This window comes from Rhodococcus sp. BH4 (assembly GCF_002079265.1).
Taxonomy (GTDB): Bacteria; Actinomycetota; Actinomycetes; order Mycobacteriales; family Mycobacteriaceae; genus Rhodococcus_F; species Rhodococcus_F qingshengii.
The window spans coordinates 1,242,130-1,256,388 of sequence record NZ_CP014941.1; the positions used below are offsets into that span (position 1 = coordinate 1,242,130).

The 14,259-nt window shown below is 61.2% G+C and carries 15 protein-coding genes and 1 riboswitch; of the genes, 2 read left to right on the forward strand and 13 right to left on the reverse strand.

The window, feature by feature from the left end:
• Positions 1–12 precede the first annotated feature (12 nt).
• The 6 genes from A0W34_RS05730 to A0W34_RS05755 all read right to left on the reverse strand — a co-directional run bounded on the left by A0W34_RS05730 (position 13) and on the right by A0W34_RS05755 (position 6,252).
• Positions 13–1,224: a serine hydrolase domain-containing protein gene (locus tag A0W34_RS05730; protein WP_081557456.1), complete on the reverse strand. Its 1,212-nt coding sequence runs from the start codon at positions 1,222–1,224 to the stop codon at positions 13–15.
• A 74-nt stretch (positions 1,225–1,298) separates the two neighbouring features.
• Positions 1,299–2,624 (reverse strand): MFS transporter, encoded by a 1,326-nt coding sequence (locus A0W34_RS05735; RefSeq protein ID WP_064074089.1) that lies wholly within the window; start codon positions 2,622–2,624, stop codon positions 1,299–1,301.
• 132 nt (positions 2,625–2,756) lie between these two features.
• Positions 2,757–3,071, reverse strand: coding sequence for a DUF202 domain-containing protein (locus tag A0W34_RS05740; protein ID WP_007734680.1), 315 nt, complete (start codon positions 3,069–3,071; stop codon positions 2,757–2,759).
• The gene (locus tag A0W34_RS05745) at positions 3,068–3,439 is read right to left on the reverse strand and encodes a YidH family protein (protein WP_081557457.1); all 372 of its coding nucleotides are present in this window, start codon (positions 3,437–3,439) and stop codon (positions 3,068–3,070) included. The genes A0W34_RS05740 and A0W34_RS05745 overlap by 4 nt, the downstream gene beginning before the upstream one ends.
• Before the next feature lie 59 nt (positions 3,440–3,498).
• A complete protein-coding gene (locus A0W34_RS05750; protein WP_063314921.1) occupies positions 3,499–4,683 on the reverse strand; it encodes an acyl-CoA dehydrogenase family protein in 1,185 nt (394 codons plus the stop codon).
• A gap of 12 nt (positions 4,684–4,695) precedes the next feature.
• Complete coding sequence (locus A0W34_RS05755; RefSeq protein WP_081558755.1) at positions 4,696–6,252, reverse strand: acyl-CoA synthetase; 1,557 nt, start codon at positions 6,250–6,252, stop codon at positions 4,696–4,698.
• A 115-nt stretch (positions 6,253–6,367) separates the two neighbouring features.
• Here A0W34_RS05755 and A0W34_RS05760 point away from each other — a divergent pair, with 115 nt between their 5' ends.
• On the forward strand, positions 6,368–6,976 hold the full coding sequence (locus tag A0W34_RS05760; RefSeq protein ID WP_007734687.1) for a TetR/AcrR family transcriptional regulator: 609 nt from the start codon (positions 6,368–6,370) through the stop codon (positions 6,974–6,976).
• Here A0W34_RS05760 and A0W34_RS05765 read toward each other — a convergent pair.
• From A0W34_RS05765 to A0W34_RS05795, 7 genes are all read right to left on the reverse strand, one after another.
• Complete coding sequence (locus A0W34_RS05765) at positions 6,934–8,136, reverse strand: CaiB/BaiF CoA transferase family protein (protein ID WP_063314920.1); 1,203 nt, start codon at positions 8,134–8,136, stop codon at positions 6,934–6,936. The genes A0W34_RS05760 and A0W34_RS05765 overlap by 43 nt on opposite strands.
• A 138-nt stretch (positions 8,137–8,274) precedes the next feature.
• Positions 8,275–9,135: a hypothetical protein gene (locus tag A0W34_RS05770; RefSeq protein ID WP_073513487.1), complete on the reverse strand. Its 861-nt coding sequence runs from the start codon at positions 9,133–9,135 to the stop codon at positions 8,275–8,277.
• 25 nt (positions 9,136–9,160) lie between these two features.
• Positions 9,161–9,934, reverse strand: coding sequence for an ABC transporter ATP-binding protein (locus A0W34_RS05775; RefSeq protein ID WP_075832411.1), 774 nt, complete (start codon positions 9,932–9,934; stop codon positions 9,161–9,163).
• Positions 9,931–10,971 carry a FecCD family ABC transporter permease gene (locus A0W34_RS05780; protein ID WP_042920161.1) on the reverse strand — a complete coding sequence of 347 codons (1,041 nt, stop codon included), beginning with the start codon at positions 10,969–10,971 and terminating at the stop codon, positions 9,931–9,933. Before A0W34_RS05780 ends, A0W34_RS05775 begins: the two co-directional genes overlap by 4 nt.
• The gene (locus A0W34_RS05785; RefSeq protein ID WP_081557458.1) at positions 10,968–11,720 is read right to left on the reverse strand and encodes a class I SAM-dependent methyltransferase; all 753 of its coding nucleotides are present in this window, start codon (positions 11,718–11,720) and stop codon (positions 10,968–10,970) included. The genes A0W34_RS05780 and A0W34_RS05785 overlap by 4 nt, the downstream gene beginning before the upstream one ends.
• Entirely contained in the window at positions 11,721–12,734 is a 1,014-nt protein-coding gene (locus A0W34_RS05790) for an ABC transporter substrate-binding protein (protein ID WP_081557459.1), read from the reverse strand.
• Positions 12,735–12,792: 58 nt separating this feature from the next.
• Positions 12,793–12,973, reverse strand: a riboswitch (cobalamin riboswitch).
• A 41-nt stretch (positions 12,974–13,014) separates the two neighbouring features.
• Positions 13,015–13,872, reverse strand: a complete 858-nt coding sequence (locus A0W34_RS05795) for a siderophore-interacting protein (protein WP_003945614.1) — start codon at positions 13,870–13,872, stop codon at positions 13,015–13,017.
• Between the two features lie 157 nt (positions 13,873–14,029).
• Here A0W34_RS05795 and A0W34_RS32725 point away from each other — a divergent pair, with 157 nt between their 5' ends.
• Positions 14,030–14,188 carry a hypothetical protein gene (locus tag A0W34_RS32725; protein WP_156511691.1) on the forward strand — a complete coding sequence of 53 codons (159 nt, stop codon included), beginning with the start codon at positions 14,030–14,032 and terminating at the stop codon, positions 14,186–14,188.
• Positions 14,189–14,259: the final 71 nt, after the last annotated feature.

Here is a 14,259-nt window from a genome sequence, read left to right on the forward strand (position 1 = left end):
CGTGAGGAAACCTCAGCTGACGGGGACCGCTCCGCGAGCGTTCGATACCAAGTGAGTGCCGATCTGAAGGAACGCGGGTACGAAGTTCGGGGTGTCGATTGCAGGCGAAAGGATGTGGGCTCCGAAATGCGCGACCACAAACTCCAGGTCGCGTGAGATCAAGAGCCTCTGGCCATGGATTCCGCTTGCCATGAACGATCCGAACGGATCATTGAGGATCCACCAGTAGTCGTGGTAGCTCATCGTCGCGGGGGAATCGACAGGGGCACGCGGGCTTCTGACCTCCGAAGGATAGCCTGCGGGCACTCCCGCGGTCATCGATCGCGCGATGTGCGGTGGGATCACCTGACGATCCTCGACGGCACCGTCACAACGAATCATCTCACCCACTCTGGCCACGTCTCGAAGGGTCGCACTGAATCCGCCCGCCGCCATTTCCGTTCCAGCGGAGTCGACTATGTAGAACGCATCTTCTTCGGCTCCGATTCTTGACCAGACCAGCTCACTGAGTAGTTCGGCGAGTGAAGTTCCGGTCACGCGGCGCAGTATTTCTCCGACAGTCTCGACATTGCCGTTCTCGTAGCGGAATTCGACGCCGGTCGGGCCCGCAGTGCGTGCCGTGGCGAGGTGCTCGAGAATGGTCTCCGGGCCGCGGTAATTCATGGGGCGCAGCTTCGGGGCGACTACGGCCCAGAAACGGCTGGCTTCGATGGTGCGATGGAACGGCCGACCGCCGTACGTTACATCAGTGCCCATGTGAAGAAGGTCCTGAATCCGATTGTCTCCGAACGCAGTTCCTGCCAACTCGGGAATGAATTTCGACGCCCGATCGTCGCGGTCGAACAATCCTTGTGCTTCGACCAGTGCAGCCATCAAACCGACGTAGGATTTCGCCATCGATGCATTGAGGTGCGGTTCGTGCGGTTCGCAACCGTGCAAGTAACTCTCGTACACGATGCGTCCCCGATGTAGCACTGCGATACCGTCACTGTGCGCACCCGCGAGGAACTCGGACACCGTCTGCTTCGGCTGATCCGGAAGGTTCAATGTGACACCGGACAGATCCGTGTAGTCGGTCGGGAGGGTCCATTTGGGTCCGTCGCCGCGCCACACACGGCGAGTCGCAACCATCTCTCGTATGGTTGTGGCTTGTTGGCGCACGTCGGCCGGGTCGGTGAATCCGCGCGCCCAGGGGATGTCATCCGTTGCGATGTTTCGTGCCATCTGAGGTCTGCTTCCGTCTTGATTGCCGAGTTGGAGTGTTGATTGCCGCGTTCGTAGTTGATGAACTGAATTGCCTAGTGCCGAAGCGCATTCTGTTCATGTAGGGGGTTGGCGGATGGCCCGGAGAGTAGGGCCGCACTGTCGCGGGCGTAGGGGCGATACAGTGCGCCTGAAGCGACCCCGTTGACGGTGGTCAGCACTACGGTGACGATGAAGAGCGCGCCTTGCAATCCGATTCTGTCGCCGAGGGTTCCGACCAAGACAGCGTATCCGGCGTAGGCCAGCGCTTCGACTGTCGAGACGGAGACGGCAAAGGCCAGGGCTCGCAGTTCCGGACGAACTACGGCCATGATAATCGGCCGATTGACCACTGGGACCTGACCTTGAAGGACGCCGACGATCCCGAACAAGACCGCGTAGACGCCGATGCTGTTCCAGGAAATCTGCGTAGCGATCAGTGCTGCGGCCGCGAATCCGAGTTGGCTGGCCTGAAGCATGATGATGCGGCCGTTTCGGGGTCGTTTGACGTGTACGGCGTCGTTGACTCGTCCGCCGACGAACGTGCCGAGCAGGTACCCGATTGCGAAGGGCGGTGCGATGATCGAAGCAGTTGCGGTCGTGAATCCGTGCTCCTCGACGAGAAATACGATGCTGAAGCTCATGATGACGTTCTGGCCCGAGAATGCGCGTTGTACGAGTAAGTATCGGAATGTCTTGATAGCGAGTAGCTCTCGTATCCCTTCGCGCCAGAATCTTGCTTTGGAGCCGAGATCGTCGGTGGTCGTCTGTGCGGGCGCATCGGCGGATTCAGGATCGTCGAGGAAAAGCATGATAAGCACACCGATGGCGATGCAGATTGCACCGGTGATGATGTATCCGTAGCGCCATCCATCTTCGAAGCGAGACAAAAGCCCGAATATCGGGGCGGTCGCGCCGGTGATGACGGCGACGCCGCCGTATACCAATCCCGTTGCGCGGCCCCTCCGGGCGTCCTCGTACAGATCTCCGAGGATGGACAATGCAATCGAGCCGGCGCCGGCGAAACCTGCGGCGCCGATCGCATAGAGGACGAGAAACTGAGTGAAACTGCCGGACAATCCGGCCAGGATTACCCAGACACCCCAGAACCCTGAACAGATGGCAAGTACCGACTTACGAGAATATCGTCGGGCAAGGAACGCCCAGGGGATTGCCGTGAAGACCCCGACGGCCTTGGCCACTGCAACGATCGTGCCGAGCGCCGCCGATGACAATCCCATGGCCTCGCGCATGAGCGGGAAGAGCACGGACGTCACGCTGCTTTCGGCGTTGTCCATTGCCGTGGAGCCGGTCAGGAGTGCGAGGTTCTTACCTCGCCGACTGCGTGGAAACTGAGTAGGTGCCGCAAGTTCTGTGGTCATTGTTCCCTCTCGAAAAATGCCGATGATTGCTTGGGCGCGGTGGGCAGCGCTCGGCGGTCGACTGTGCACTGAGTCACAGTGAGCATTAATGGAGACAATATACATAAATAGACATACTGTCTATCTCTTTGTTCAAAGTTGGATGACAGTGCAGGTGCCGAGTCCCGCAACCGTGACGCCTACGGCCAAAGTCGCCATGACAATGAACGGTATTTCTCGAGAATCCTTGTCGTCCAGACTGAGTCGACGATGACGGATTGTCGTGCCCACGATGACTCCGGCAGTCGTAATGATGAGCGTGGCGAACACTGCGATTCGTAGAACGGACGGATGCAAAGCGATTTCGCGACCGGTGATCACTGACACAGTCACAGAGGAGAGGGCAGTTCGTCGCCAGGCGAGCACGGTTCGCTCGGGTTGCAGTCCGGGCGGCTCGTTTTTCGTCACAACACGGTCATCCCTACGCCGAGACCCGCAACGACACACACCCCACCGACGAGAAGCGCGATCATCGGTGACGTGGGTAAGGGAAGATCACGCCTCATCGCGGTTTGGACGGCCTTCCAGTGTCTGAGCGCGCCGAGCGCTACAGCCGACGCCACGACGGTGCACACGACTCCGAGCATTTTGTACATATTGTTGTCGTTTTCGGATACGTAGAACTGACCGACTGCGACGCCGCCTGCCAACAACCCCAACGCAGTTCGTATCCAAGCCAGAAATGTTCGTTCGTTCGCAAGACTGAATCTGTAGTCCGGTTCGTGATCGATCACGGTGATTGCCTCCGAAATGTCGAGTGCCCGCCAGGCCGTCACGTCGAGCGTATGACGACCTGGCGGGCGCGAAATTGGATACGACTGTCCTTGAATGATCTTCAGGTGGTGAGTAATTGACGCGCGATTCCGTTCTTCTGAATCTCGGAGGAGCCGGTCAGGATTCGGAACATCCTCAACCGCTGGAACAGTGATTCGACCTCCGAACCACGGATGACCCCGGCTTTTCCGTGAATCTGAACTGCGTGGTCGGCGATGGTGAAGGCCTTCTCGGCAACGAACAGCTTGCACATAAATGCTTCGGTACGCGGACTCCCACCGGCATCGAGTGTGGCGAGTGCGTCGTAGGTCATCGAGCGCGCAGCGTAGTAGTCGGTCGCCATGTCGGCGAGTTTGTGTTGGATGGACTGCAACATCGCAAGAGGAGCGCCCTGCACCTGGCGAGTCTTGCTGTACTCCAACGACAATTCCAGTGCTCGGCGGGCTCCGCCGAGGACGGTGGGGCAGTGCAACAACCGGTTGACTGTGACTCGACCGAGTCCGATTCTCAAGCCTTCGCCCACATTTCCGAGAAGCTGTTCCGGCCCCACGTAGCAGCCGTCGAGGATGATGTCCGCTTCGATGTGCTGACCGGACATCGGGACGTCACCGTCCGCCACTGTGCAGCCAGGAGAATCCAAGTCGACCAGGAAGGCCGAGTACGAATCCGGTCCGTCGCCGTCGGATGCCATCTTTGCGATCAGGACCGAAAAGTCGGCGAAGGGGCCCGCGGACGAGAACACCTTGTGGCCGTTCAGGCGCCATCCGGCACCGTCCGGGGTAGCTGTGGTGAGCATGCCGCGAACATCGGAACCTGCGTCGTTCTCGGTGAGAGAAAAGCAGCACGCCTTCTCTCCTCGCAGCACCGGAATCAAGTACTTTTCCAACTGGTGCTCGGTGGCGTATTGAAAGATCGATCCCGCGCGGAGTGGGCCACCCATGTCTCCGAGCACGGACGTCGCGAGGACCCGCGGCGATGCACCGACCTCTTCTTTGAGTGCGGCGAGTTCGGTATAGGTGAGGTTCTGGCCGCCGAGTTCAGTGGGGAGGTGTATTCCGTAGAAGCCGAGTTCGCGGCTGCGTCTCCACACTGGCTCGAGTGTCTCACGGATGTAGTGGGATTCTTGAGTGAGACCCAATTCGGCTTCGTACTCGGCTAGTTCGCCGTCGAGATAGTCGCGTAGACGCTCGACGAGCGATTGAAGTCTTGGATTGTCTTCGTAGGTAGGGGTGAGAGCGAATGACATGTCTATTTCCTGTCAGTTGACGTGACGGTCAGCGGTGGTCCAGTAGGTCGCGCGAATCGCGCGGCGATCGATCTTGCCGTTTCGGTTGACAGGCAACGAATCTGCGAAGTCGACCGAACGTGGCTTCTTCATGCTTGCCAGACGCGTCGAGCAGTGCGCGATCAATTCCATTGCGGTGGTGTCAGTTCCATCTCTGGTCACGACAACAGCCTTGACTGCTTCGCCCCACTTCGGATCGGGAACTCCCACTACGCAGACTTCGGAAACGGCGGGATGTTCGTACAAAGCGGCCTCCACCTCGCTGCAGTAGATGTTGAATCCGCCCGAGATGATCATGTCCTTCTTGCGGTCGACGATGAACAGGTAGCCGTCTTCGCGGAAATAGCCGACATCGCCCGTGTGGACCCAGCCGTTCCTGAACGTCTCAGCCGACAGCTCGGGTTCGTGGAAGTATTCGCGGACACAGTCCGGACCACTGGCTACGATCTCGCCGATCGTGCCGGCCGGGACCTGTACGCCGTTGTCGTCGACCACGCGAACATCGGTGTCGTATGCCGGCCGGCCGCACGAGAGAAGAAGCTCAGGGTCGGATTCGATACCGCGCACCACGTCTTCAGCGGTCAAGACAGTGACGACGCTGGTCGTTTCGCCGAGCCCGTATCCCTGAATGACGATGGGACCGAACACCTTTACCGCGTCGCGCAACCGTTGTGGAGAAACCGGCGCTGCGCCTACGCCGATGCAGCGCAGAGAGCTCAGGTCGACTTCGGTAACCGACGGATGGTCCATCAGCAAGTTGAGCATCGTCGGGACCACCATGGTGGTGGTGATCCGCTCACGTTCGATGGTCTGCAGGAACGTCCTCGTGTCCCATGCCGGCAGGATCACCACTGCGGCGCCCCTGGCGAACATTCCGAGCATCACCATGCCGGAAGCGTGTGTGATCGGGCCGGGGGCGAGGTAGCGATCACCAACAGTCGGCGCGCCTTCGGGGCTCATCAGTCGCTTGCGCATGTTCGCCAAGCGGTTGCCGTGACTCTGGACCGCAGCCTTGAGCTTGCCGGTGGACCCGGATGTGTAGTTGAGGACAGCCGGGGCGTCAATGTCGACGTCCACCTCGACGTTGTCTTCGCTGCCCCTTGTCGTCAGTTCGTGATAACTGTCCGCGCCGGGAGTCGAAGTGCTGTAGTCGATCACCCTGCAGTTCAGCCCTGCGTCGGCGACGACCTTCAGTGCCATCTCGGCACGGGCGGGGTCGACGAAGAGGACACGCACATCGGCGTCGGCGAGGATATGCCCGAGTTCGTCGGCGCCCAGTCGTGCGTTGATCGGCACCCTGACGAATCCTCCCTTGTACAAGGCCATTTCGGTCACTACGAGTTCCCCGCAGTTTCCGGCAAAGGTTCCGATCATGTGTCCGGGCCGTGTCCCGGTCACTGCGAGAGCGGACGCGAGACGGTTTGCGGCCGTATCGAGCTCGCTGTAGGTCCACCGGCCTTCGCCGCAGACAAGGGCTTCGAGATCGGGGTAGTAGCTGGCGCTTCGGGCGAGATAAGTACCGAGGTTCATGGACATCTCCAGAGAAAATCGACATCACGATTGTTAATGGACAGTCTGTCTATATTCGATCGTCCTGTCAATGTTGAACTATGCTTCGTACAACAGTGCGAAGGAAGGGAACCCAATGCCTCCAGAAGACAGACGTGTCCGGCGTACCCGACGATTGCTGCGGGATGCCTTGGTCTCGCTCGTTCTGGAACGGGGATATGCCGGGATCACCGTCGAAGACATCACGGACCGTGCAGATTTGGGTCGGGCGACGTTCTACAGTCACTACACCGACAAAGACGATTTGCTCGGTCAAGTCGTGTCCGATCTGGCCGATGACCTGCAAGAGCGGCTCGGTCCACTCATTCCCGCCTCTTCGATCGGATTCACCGGCAAGCCTGTGCTCGAGATGTTCAGGCATGCCGCTGAGGAACGTGACGTCTACCGTGTGATCCTGCGTGGTGAGGGGGATGGCAAGGCGCTGCGAAAGTTCGTCGAAGACCGCAGCGTCGCCGCTGTGCGGATATTTTCCGCACGGGCAGAAGCGCTCGGGGTTACTCCGCGAATCGACATCGAAGTACTCTCGCGGGCATGGGTGGGTGAACAGATCGCGGTCATGCAGTGGTGGCTCGAGTCCGACCCGCCACCGCTGACGCCGGAAGAAGTCACCGAGATGCTGCTCGAACTTTCGTTGCGGGGACGCTACTGGTCTTCGGGTTTCGACGGCGAATTGAAATCCGAATAGCCGCTGTCACGTCTCGCCGTTGCCGCGGCGGCTTCGTCGAGAACCGACTCGGTGTGCTCGCCCACGTATGGAGTCGGAAGTCGAAAACTGTTCAGTCCCAAGCTGAATTGCGCCGGGAATCTCATCTGGGGCCAGCTTTCTCCGTTTTCGGTCGCGACCTCGCTGAACAGGTTTCGAGCAACGACATGGGGATCGCTCATCAGCTGTCCGGCGTCGGTGAACACCGGCGCCCATGGGGCATTGATCGCAGTCAACGATCTTTCCCACCACTCGTATGTGTGCGTACCGAAGGTGGTGACCAGGAGTTCCCGCAACTCAGCCTTGTGCTGTGTTCGGGTCCATCGATCGTCGTAGCGCAGTGTGTTCAGTGCTGGAAACTCAGCGCTGAATGCTGTGCGGAACTCGATCCAGAACCTGTCTTCGAAAGTGGCAAGTGAAAGCAAGCAACCGTCGGAAGTCTCGAAAATGTCGTTGTCTCCCTGGACGGTCGGTGAATCGGTAGGGTTCTCGATATCGCGGATCATGAGCGCGAAAGGCGCGCACCACGCGGTTGCAGCCTCGGCGAGGGAAATGTCTATGTGTTGTCCGCGTCCGTGCTTGTCCACGCTGGCGAGAGCAACCGAGATGGACAGTGCTGCGTACATCGAACCCACCAGATCACCGGCCCGGATACCAGGGCGAGTGACGACTCCGTCGGTGCACCCGGGAACTGCGAAAAAGCCGGAAAGGCCGAGGAAGTTCAATTCGTGCCCCGGCTTGTCGGCATAGGGTCCGGACTGCCCGTAACCGGTGATCGAACATAATACGATGCGTGGGTTGGCTTTTCGAAGTACGTCGTAGCCGAGTCCCATGCCTGCCAGTACCTGTGGCCGGAACCCCTCGACCACTGCATCTGCAGTCTCGACCAGTCGAAGGAACGTCTCGCGATCGGATTCGAGACGGAGATCGAGCGCGATCGATCGCTTGTTCCTGTTCAACGAGGCCATCCGTTCACCAGCTGCCCGCGTGGGATCAGGTCGCTTCGGGTTCTCGACCTTGACCACGTCGGCGCCCAGATCTGCGAGCAGCGTCGTCGCAAACGGGCCGGGCAGAAGGCGAGAGAGGTCGAGAACGCGCTTGCCGTGTAAGAAACTCCATTCCGACGTGTTGTCACTGTCCATGTTCACACTCCGAAGGCTGTCGAGGCAGTGGCCGATAGCGCCAAACCCTCATCGGCATGGCGTTGTCCGTAGCTGCTGGATCCCAGGATGATCAACCTGATCGATAATTGGCAGACTATCGATTAATGAACAGGATGTCTACGAATTGATTGCGGCGAGGTTTTGTTCTGCTTTGTCGACGCGACGCTCAGCAACACGGAGTTCCTTCTCGGATTCTCGAACCGCAGCGTCACTGGTCTTCTCGGCGTTCCGTGCGAACTGCCGTTGCTGCTCAGCGTGCTCGAGTTCGGTGCGCAGTTCTTCAACGCGCCGTTCGACGTCGGAAAGCGTCGTTCTGGCTTCCTGGAGTTCGGCGGTCTCGGACTTCACCCGGCGGCGGATCTCGTCGGCCTGCGCCGTGGCTTCCTTCAATTCTGCTTTTGCTCTGGCTTGTTCGGCCTTCAGTTCCGGAGTTTTCGACTTCGGAGTCGTCGGCTCTTCAATCGCGGCGTGCTGCGGTGATTTCTCATTCACCGCGGCGAGCCCGGCGGGTCCGAAACCGCTGTAAGTCGCAGCGGTCACGACCCGTCCGAGTCGAACCTGCGCGGCAGTCTCCTCATCGGCCAGGGCGGCATTGAGAGTCTGGGCGACATCGCGCAACGAATCCTCGCCGACGCTTTTTCCCCGTGAAGCGGCGATCTCACCGGATTTGTGGGCGAGACTCCGCACCACCTGCTGCCTCTGTGTCGTCAGCCGTCGCAAGTCCGGGCCCGAGAGATGGCGTTGAGCGTCGCGTAGCGATTCGCCAAGCGCGAGAAGTGCATCCAGATCCTCTGGTGCATCGCGCGAGATGAGATTGACCAACCACCCCACGGTGGTCGGCTTCCGAAGTTTGCCGATTTCCGCGGCCAATGTGCGGTCGTTGTCCTCCCGGGCGGCCTTCACATGATGTGTACGCGCCTCGACGAACTCGCCGGGGTCGAGCCCGTACAGTTCGTTGGCGACATCATCGAGGGTCACGTATCCATATTGGCACTCGGAACGGTTACATGTGGCAAGGCGGAAGGTATCGCACGGTAGGTACTCCGCCGGGACCGTCCAGGCGAACCTCGGCGTCGACCTGGTAGACCTCGGCTATCAGGTCAGCGGTCAGGACCTCGGTCGGGCTTCCGTGGGCAACGATGGATCCCCGGTTCAGCATCACTATCGAATCGCAGAACATGGCGGCCAGATTCAGATCGTGCAATGCCATGATCGTGGTGGTGGGGAGGCGTCGCACGAGCGCGAGCAATTCGAGTTGATGGTTGATGTCCAGGTGATTGGTCGGCTCGTCGAGTAGCAACTCATGAGGTTCCTGAGCGAGGGCGCGCGCGATCTGGACGCGTTGGCGCTCCCCGCCGGACAGGGTGTGCCACGACCGGTCCAGCATGCCGGCGAGATCGGTGTGTTCGATCGCTGCCCGAACGGCGTCGCGATCGGAATCCGATTGCCCACCCCACAGTCCGCGGTGCGGTGTGCGTCCGAGTTCGACTACCTCCGCGACCGTCAGATCGATCTCGGTGTTGCTGTGCTGATCAACGGTCGCGATCCGACGCGCGACGTCGCGGCGTTTCCAGTCGGACAACGGGGTTCGGTCCAGGGTCACGACACCGGACGTCGGACGATTGTGCCCGGCAAGCAGTTTCAGCAGCGTCGATTTCCCCGAACCGTTGGGGCCGAGAAGCCCCACCGTACTTCCGGTTGTAGGCGAGACGTCGAGGTCGTCGACGATGAGCGCCCCGCCGACCCGCCAACTGACGCCGGTAGCTTCGAGTGTCATGGCCTGGCCTTCCGTCTCCAGAGGATGACGGCAAACGCAGGCACACCGACCAGCGCGGTCACCACACCGGCCGGGAGTTCCTGCGGCGCAATGGCTGTGCGTGCCACAGCGTCGACCCAGACAAGGAAGATGGAGCCGATCAGTGCGGACGCGGGCAGGAGTCGGCGGTGGTTCGAACCGACGAGAGCCCGCGCCGCGTGCGGGAGGACCAGGCCCACGAAGCCGATGGCACCTGCGACGCTCACGATCACCGCGGTCATCAAGGCTGTTGCCAACAACAGGGTCACACGCACCCGCCACACGTTCACCCCCAGCGACGACGCCGCGTCCTCGCCGAAGGCAAAGGCGTCGAGTGCGCGGGAGTGAGTCAGACAGACCGCGAGGCCGACTGCGACCACCGCAGCGCAGAGTGCGACGTCGAGCCAGTCGGCGCCGCCGAGTGAGCCCAGGAGCCAGAACATCACGCCGCGGGTCTGCTCGGGATCGGCCGAGGTGATGACGATGAACGAGGTGAGCGCGGAGAACAGTTGGGTCGCGGCGACACCGGCCAGGATCACCCGATCCGGCGTGCCGCCGGCCGCATGGGCGAGCAGCAACACAAGGGCGAAGGAGATCACCGCGCCGATGAAGGCGCCGCTCGACAAGCCGATCACTCCCGACCCGACTCCGAGGATCACGATCAGTACGGCACCGGTCGAGGCGCCGGACGAGATACCGAGGACAAACGGATCGGCCAGCGGATTGCGAAGCAGCGACTGCATGATCGCACCGCACAACCCGAGACCGGCACCGCAGAGCGCGGCGAGCAGGGTACGCGGCAGACGGAGGTCCCAGACGATGCCGTCACGAATAGGGGTGACGTCCGCCGCGGTACCGCCGAGATGGCCGACGACGATCGAAGCCACCTCACCGACCGACAGACCGGCGGGCCCCAACGTGATCGCCACGGCAGCCGATCCGGCCAGCGTGACAACACCGATCATCCACAGCAGGGTGACGGTCGTCGGGTTGTCACGCAGCCGAACTCTTGTCGTCATCTCACGCCGTAGACCACGTAGTCGTCGAACAGTTGCCAGACCGTCCCCGACTCCCGAAAACCTGCTTGCGCGAGCGCCGCCAACTGGAAGTCGACGGCCGTGGGCGCAGTGGCGTCACGTCCGGCGAATCTGCGCTCACGCTCGTCGGTCAGTGCCCCGATGCCGTGAGTGGCCCGCAACTCGTCCCACCAGCTCTCCCACTCGGGAGCGCCCGCAGCAAAGGCAGAGTGTTGCGTCTGCTCGTCGTGAGCCTTCGCCCATCGCCCGATGACAGGGAAGCGGCTGTCGAAACGAAAGTGATCACCATTGAGCAGGACTCCGTCCGGACTCAGCAGTTCGCGGCACTGCCGGTACACCTCGACGAGTTGCTGCGGTTGCAACCAGTGAAGCGCGGTTGTCGACACTATCGCCTGAACCGGCGCAGCCACCGAATTCGGCCAATCGGCTCCCGCCAGGTCTGCGTCGATCAGCTGCAGTCGGTCACCGAAACGCGTCGACGACTGGCGGGCGAGCTCCAGCAGCATCGGGTCGTAATCGATCCCCACAACGCTCGCATGCTCGAACTTCTCGAGAATCCGGGCGCTCAGTGAACCCGGCCCGCAGGCCAGGTCGACAACCGTGAACGGGGTGTGCGCGTGCTGCAATTCGAGAACGTCGAGAATCACGTCGAAGCGCTTCTCACGGTCGGCGATGTATGCCGCCTGCTGGTCGTCCCACTGGCGCACCAGTTCACAGATCTCCGCGGACATCTAGACCACACCCAACTGGCGCAGCCCGTCGGAGAGCTGTTCGATGCCACCGACATTGCGGATCGAGGGATCCATCGTCGTTCCTTCGAGGATGATGTAACGCTTGTTCTTCACTGCGGTGAGCTTGCTGGCGACCGGGTCCGATTCGAGGAACGCGATCTTGTCTGCGGCACTGTCGCCGTCTCCACCGCGGTCGAGATCTGCGAGCACCAGCACGGTCGGGTCTCGATCGAGGACACTCTCCCAACCGATTTCGGGCCAGTACTGCTTGTTGTCGTCGAAGGCGTTCTTCGCACCCACCGCGTCGGTCATGATTCCCGGTGCACCGCAGCACCCGGCGAAGTACGGAGTCTTCGTGGCTGCGTACCACCACGCCAGCGTCACGTTCTCAGCTCCCAGTGCCGCCGTGGCGGTGGCCGCGCGATCCTTCAAATTCTCGGTGAGCTCGACACCTTTGTTCTTGACATCGAACAGTGTTGCCACGTCGTTGATTTCGTCGTACAAGTCGTCGAGCGTGAGGGCCTTGCTCTGCTCGGCATCCTGACCGGTGCACTCGCTGGGTGACTGATATGTCGCGACACCGAGGTCGGTGAACTTGATCCGGTCGGCGATGCCCTCCGAGGTGAACGTGTAGTTGAACGTCGTGTAGACCATGTCCGGTTCGCGTTCGAGGACACTTTCGAATGACGGGAACTCGGTGTCGAACGCCTGGACCTGACCACGCGCCTCGCGCAGTTCGGGGAGGACATCGTCATCGCTCATGGCGTACCCGGCCATCCGGTCCTGCACTCCCAGCGCGAACAGCATCTCTGCTGCAGGTTGATTTACCGCGATTGCCCGTTCGATCGGTCGCTCCACCGTGACGTCTCGGCCACAGTTCTGGACTGTCACGCGCGATTGTTCGGAAGAGTTGGATTGTCGGGCAGCACTGTCGTCGGAGGAGCAGGCAACCAACGACGCGCTCAACAGGGCAGCGACGGCGGCGGCGGGTAGGCGAAGTCTGGACAGACGCATGGAATCTCGTTCTCGCAGGGGCTCGTTCGCGGAGCCCGTTACCGTGTGAACAGGCGCCTGTTGACCCCTGCTGCCAGCCGGTATTCGGACTCGAGATCGCTCCACCCGAGCGCCTTCCCAGATTGTCATCCAGTGGCGTAAGCCCGGGCGGTCACCCTCACCGCTGCGCGTCAGTTCCGGATTCACACCGGATTCCCTGACCCCCTGTGTGGAGGTCCGCTGGCACAGAGGAACTTATCACCGCAGTGCACCGCCGGTCAGGTCGGCTGGTGTGAGGCAATCAGATCTCGATGGCCAGGTCGTCGATGTCGGTGAGGGTTCCGCCGTCGGCGAGGATGCGCTCGTAGTTCTCGCGTCGACGGAGGTCGATTTCGGTGTTGCTGACGCCCTCCTTCCAATATCCGAATATCGCGACGTCGTTTTTGTCGAGTCCGACGGTCGATCGAAAGTGCTTCCGGATTGCGCGCATCTCGTTGCGTTCACCGGCGCCCCACACGACGTAGCTCGCGGGATTGGCGAGCTCGCGTGCTCGTACCGCCAGTGGGCCGTCGGGCTCGGCCGGATCTGCGCTCACGCGGTGAAGCTCCAGGCCGGGGAGGGCGGGCAGTTCGGCGAAGGCGACCTCGTCATCTGTTGTGACCCAGCCGATTCCGACGACGTCGGTAGGTAACTGCTCGATGATCGAGTGCAATGCGGGTATTGCGGTGCCGTCCAGAAAAAGTGCGATACGTCGACCAGGAACATCAGGGATCAAGAAGTGTGGCCGCGGACCGGTGAGGCCGAAGGTGTCACCGACGGCCAACGCTGCTGCCCACCTCATCATCGGACTGGTCTGTCCGTGCAGGACCACATCGACGACGATCGATCCGCTCGCTGAATCGTAGGAACGCACCGTGTACACGCGCGAAGCGTCGTCGAAGGCCGGCCCGAGATTCATGCGTACGGTCACATTCGGGCGTGACCAGGTCGGATCGTCGGTCGACTCCGTCAAACGAGCCGTGATCCGCAGCAGGTGATCGCTCGGTCGCTCCATCGCTTCGACGATCGCGAGAACGTCGTTGAGTCCGCGATTGTGGTCAGCGGTCCGTAGGACGGTCGTCGGGGGAGTTGTTGTGCGCGAGGCGTCTGCATGTGTCATCGACTGTGCTCCTGGATCGGGTTTTTCGGGATGCCACCAGGTTAGTGCTGCCTAAGTCGAGCGAGTTGTCCAGAAGTGACATCTGATTACCTGAATGATTCGGGTCTCGAAACGACGCGGTTGAGCGAGTGGTGCCGGCGCTGCTACCGTGCCTGTGATGTCCATACGCCTCTGTTCTCTCGCTTCCGGCCGTGCACTGCGCACGGCCCGATTCGGCGTAGCGACTTTCCGACGTGGGCGTAAGGCGATCGACCGCCGCCCGTCCGGTCTTGTCTGGATCGAAAGAGCCTTGGCCGCACCGGCCGGATCCGTCTGACATTCGCCACTTCGGCGAGCATTGCCTCGCCGAGATTTCGCAGTGCCACACCTGTTGCAGTGCTGCGCATT

What these genes read in the sequence shown, in the direction of transcription:
- A0W34_RS05735 (WP_064074089.1), bottom strand. Translation starts at nt 2,624, where the DNA reads ATGACCACAGAACTTGCGGCACCTACTCAGTTTCCACGCAGTCGGCGA.
- A0W34_RS05785 (WP_081557458.1), bottom strand. Translation starts at nt 11,720, where the DNA reads ATGTCCGCGGAGATCTGTGAACTGGTGCGCCAGTGGGACGACCAGCAG.
- A0W34_RS05755 (WP_081558755.1), bottom strand. Translation starts at nt 6,252, where the DNA reads ATGAACCTCGGTACTTATCTCGCCCGAAGCGCCAGCTACTACCCCGAT.
- A0W34_RS05750 (WP_063314921.1), bottom strand. Translation starts at nt 4,683, where the DNA reads ATGTCATTCGCTCTCACCCCTACCTACGAAGACAATCCAAGACTTCAA.
- A0W34_RS05765 (WP_063314920.1), bottom strand. Translation starts at nt 8,136, where the DNA reads ATGGACAGTGACAACACGTCGGAATGGAGTTTCTTACACGGCAAGCGC.
- A0W34_RS05780 (WP_042920161.1), bottom strand. Translation starts at nt 10,971, where the DNA reads ATGACGACAAGAGTTCGGCTGCGTGACAACCCGACGACCGTCACCCTG.
- A0W34_RS05790 (WP_081557459.1), bottom strand. Translation starts at nt 12,734, where the DNA reads ATGCGTCTGTCCAGACTTCGCCTACCCGCCGCCGCCGTCGCTGCCCTG.
- A0W34_RS05730 (WP_081557456.1), bottom strand. Translation starts at nt 1,224, where the DNA reads ATGGCACGAAACATCGCAACGGATGACATCCCCTGGGCGCGCGGATTC.
- A0W34_RS32725 (WP_156511691.1), top strand. Translation starts at nt 14,030, where the DNA reads ATGTCCATACGCCTCTGTTCTCTCGCTTCCGGCCGTGCACTGCGCACG.
- A0W34_RS05775 (WP_075832411.1), bottom strand. Translation starts at nt 9,934, where the DNA reads ATGACACTCGAAGCTACCGGCGTCAGTTGGCGGGTCGGCGGGGCGCTC.
- A0W34_RS05760 (WP_007734687.1), top strand. Translation starts at nt 6,368, where the DNA reads ATGCCTCCAGAAGACAGACGTGTCCGGCGTACCCGACGATTGCTGCGG.
- A0W34_RS05795 (WP_003945614.1), bottom strand. Translation starts at nt 13,872, where the DNA reads ATGACACATGCAGACGCCTCGCGCACAACAACTCCCCCGACGACCGTC.